The 3,179-nt window shown below is 71.0% G+C and carries 3 protein-coding genes; 1 reads left to right on the forward strand and 2 read right to left on the reverse strand.

Features of this window, described 5'->3' with window-relative positions; all coding sequences use genetic code 11:
* Both ACFVZW_RS36950 and ACFVZW_RS36955 read right to left on the reverse strand, forming a co-directional pair.
* Positions 1-1,112 (reverse strand): methyltransferase (locus ACFVZW_RS36950; RefSeq protein ID WP_384530972.1); only part of this gene is annotated, 1,112 nt, incomplete at its 3' end.
* Between the two features lie 53 nt (positions 1,113-1,165).
* A complete protein-coding gene (locus tag ACFVZW_RS36955) occupies positions 1,166-2,233 on the reverse strand; it encodes a nitrous oxide reductase family maturation protein NosD (RefSeq protein ID WP_384530974.1) in 1,068 nt (355 codons plus the stop codon).
* Between the two features lie 331 nt (positions 2,234-2,564).
* On the opposite strand from ACFVZW_RS36955, the gene ACFVZW_RS36960 reads away from it, so the two are divergent.
* Entirely contained in the window at positions 2,565-3,140 is a 576-nt protein-coding gene (locus ACFVZW_RS36960; RefSeq protein ID WP_384530976.1) for a sortase, read from the forward strand.
* Positions 3,141-3,179 lie beyond the last annotated feature (39 nt).

Below are 3,179 nucleotides of genomic sequence, written 5' to 3' on the forward strand. Positions count from 1 at the left end.
CCCGGCGCATGCGGGCCCGGGCCCCGGGGCGCCCCCCCCCGGCGGGCCCCCGCGTTCCAACCGAGATCCGTCCCGCGCGGCCCGGGGGGGGGTCGGGTGCACTCGAAGGCGTGGAGGTACGCGTTGACCGGACGGATCTCGCCGATGACCAGACCCGCGTCCGTGAGCCGGTCGACCATGCTCTGCCGGGTGTGCTTCGCACCACCGACGTTGAGGAGCAGCAGCAGGTCCATGGCCGTCGTGAACCGCATCGACGGAGTGTCGTCCACGAGGTTCTCGATGACGACGACACGGGCGCCGGGCACCGCCGCCTTCCGGACGTTCGCCAGCGCCCTGCGGGTGCTGTCGTCGTCCCACTCCAGGATGTTCTTGATGACGTACACGTCCGCCTGGACCGGGATGTCCACGCGGCAGTCCCCGGGCACGATGCGGACCCGGGAGGCCAGCGGACCGTCCGCCCGCAGGCGCGGATCGGCGTTCTCCACCACCCTCGGCAGATCGAGCAGGGTGCCGTGCAGGTCGGGGTACTTCTCCAGCAGACTCGCCAGGACGTGCCCCTGACCGCCCCCGATGTCCACGACCGACGACACGCCGTGCAGATCGAGCAGGTCGGCGACGTCCTGGGCCGACTGCCGGCTCGACGTCGTCATGGCCCGGTTGAAGACGTACGCGGACTCGGGCGCGTCCTCGTTGAGATACGCGAAGAACTCCCTTTCGTACACGTCCTCGAAGACGTTGCGGCCGGAGCGCACCGCCTCGTCGAGCTTCGGCCAGACGTCCCACGTCCACGGCTCGGTGCACCACAGCGCGATGTACCGCAGGCTCTGCGGATCGTCCTCGCGCAGCAGCCGGGACATCTCCGTATGGGCGAAGGTGCCGTCGGCGTGCTCGGTGAACACCCCCTGGCAGGACAGTGCGCGCAGCAGCCGCCGCAGCGTCCGCGGCTGCGTCTTCACCGCCGCCGCCAGGTCCTCCACGGTCATGGGCGTGTCTCCCAGGGCGTCCGCCACACCCAGGCGGGCGGCCGCGCGTACGGCGGCGGCGCATGCCGCCCCGAAAACGAGCTCCCGCAGCCGCATGGGCGGCGGGGGAGCCGGATCAACAGTCGTCATCTGTCGCCTTGTCTGTGCAGTGGTGCCGTGGGTGGGGGAGTGGAGCCGACCGGTCAGCACATGCCCGCGGGCTCCGAGACCTCGCAGGTGTTGCCGCTGAAGGTGTTGCCCTTGCCGGTGTCCCGGTTGGCCAGGTCGGCCGAGCCGTTGCGCAGTACGACGTTGTCGCGGATCTCGTTGCGTTCGTTGAGGGCGCCCACGAAGCTCTTGAACAGCACGATGCCGCCGGACAGCGGTGAGGTGCCCACGTTGTCCTCGATGCGGTTCTCCGCCACCAGCGTCTCCTCGGCGCCGGTGAGGACGATTCCCGAGCCTTGCAGGAAGGGCAGCCGGGGGGTCTTGGGACAGTGCTTGTTGTTGGAGTGGATGTAGTTGCGGCGCAGGCTCATCGCCCCGGCCCGCGGGGTGGACTCGTCGCCCACCACGAAGACCGCGGCGCAGTTCCCGGTCGCCTCGTTGCGGTCGACGGTCAGGTTCCGCAGGCGCCGCACCGTGATGCCGATCCGGTTGCCGGAGAGACGGTTGTGACTGATCCGGGTCCCCTCGGCGTCGACGGCCCCGGCCTCCGTGTCGGTGGTGTTGGACACGAACAGTCCGGCGTCCGCGTTGTCCCGGGCGACGTTGTGGGTCAGCACACTGCGGACGGACCTCTCCAGGGCGATGCCCCAGTTGCCGTTCTTCTCGGCCGTCACCCGATGGACCTTCAGGCGGTCGGTCCGCGACGCCCACAGGCCGTTCTTGGCGAAGCCCTGGAGCTTCAGCGAGCGCACGGTGACGTGCTTGACGGGGCTGCCGTCCTTGCCGGTCACGCAGATGCCGTGGCCGGCCTTGGCACATGTGTCGTCGGCAGCGGCCTTGCCGGGCGTGATGACGGTGGGGAAGACGGTCGAGCCCCGCAGGGTCAGGTTCGAAGTGGTGATGCGGACGCTCTCACGGTAGGTGCCGGGGGAGAGGACGACGGTGTCCCCCGGCTTCGCGGCGTCCACGGCCTTCTGGATCGATTGGCCGGGCTTCACCCGGTGCACCGTCGGACTGCCGGCCGCCGCGGGGGCGGCGGCACCCAGTCCAGAGCCCACGAGAGCCACGGTGCAGGCCAGGTAGGCGATCTGTCGTTTGGTCATATCCCGAAGCTATGAGGGGGTGTTCCGGTCTGCCACCGCTGATCCCCCGGGTGGGCTGCATGTCCCCCGGAAGGTCCCCAGGCGGCCTGGCCCGCCGGTCGGACGCTAGCCCGTTCGCCGCTCGGGCGCCGTCGTTCTCGGGACGGTGCGCGATCCGCTGTGACCTGCGGCGACGAGGGCGGAAGGGCAGAAGTGCAACCCGAGCGGAGGACACCTGGTCGCGCTTCTCGCGTTGCGGTGATCCGAGGTGCGCGTTTGCCTCGTGCACGGAGCACAGCACAGGCGCCGCGCAGACAGGCCGGCCGAGAAAGCTCCGTAGAAGGAGAGAAGAATGCGTCTCGCACGTAGCGGTCTGCCGGTGGCCCTGATCGTCGTCGCCCTGACCCTGTCCGCCCCCACCGCTCTGGCCGTCGAAGGGGACCCCGGCTCGGGGGATCCCGCCGCCGGAGCGGCCGCCGCCGAGGAAGCCGCCGGGGAAGCCACCGGCACCGTCCGGATCAACCCGCGGAAGGCGTTCCCCGGTTCCACCGTCACCGTCACCACGTCCGCCTGCGGCAAGGAGACCTACGGCAAGGGCGAGTCGGAGGTGGGCGGGAAGTTCCACCTCCTGCCGGGTGAGCGGAAGGGCACCCTGGTGGGCGAGTTCAAGGTGCCCGAGGACGCCGCCTCAGGCACGGACACCGTGACCCTCAAGTGCCCGCCGCGGATCAAGCAGACCATCACGTACCACATCTCCGGCCGCCCGAACGGTGCCGTCGACGCCGGCTTCGGCTGGGCCGCCGGGGCCGAAGGGAGCGGCGGCAACGGCAGCCAGCTCGCCCTGGGCGCGCTGCTGCTGGGCGGAGCCGTCGCCGGCGGAGTGGCCCACATGCGTCGGCGCTCCGCGGGCGCCGGGACCTCGGCCTGACGATACGTCCGCCCTGGCCCGCAGCCCGCGGCCCCCGGC

It is taken from the genome of Streptomyces sp. NPDC059567 (genome assembly GCF_042735655.1).
Taxonomy (GTDB): Bacteria; Actinomycetota; Actinomycetes; order Streptomycetales; family Streptomycetaceae; genus Streptomyces.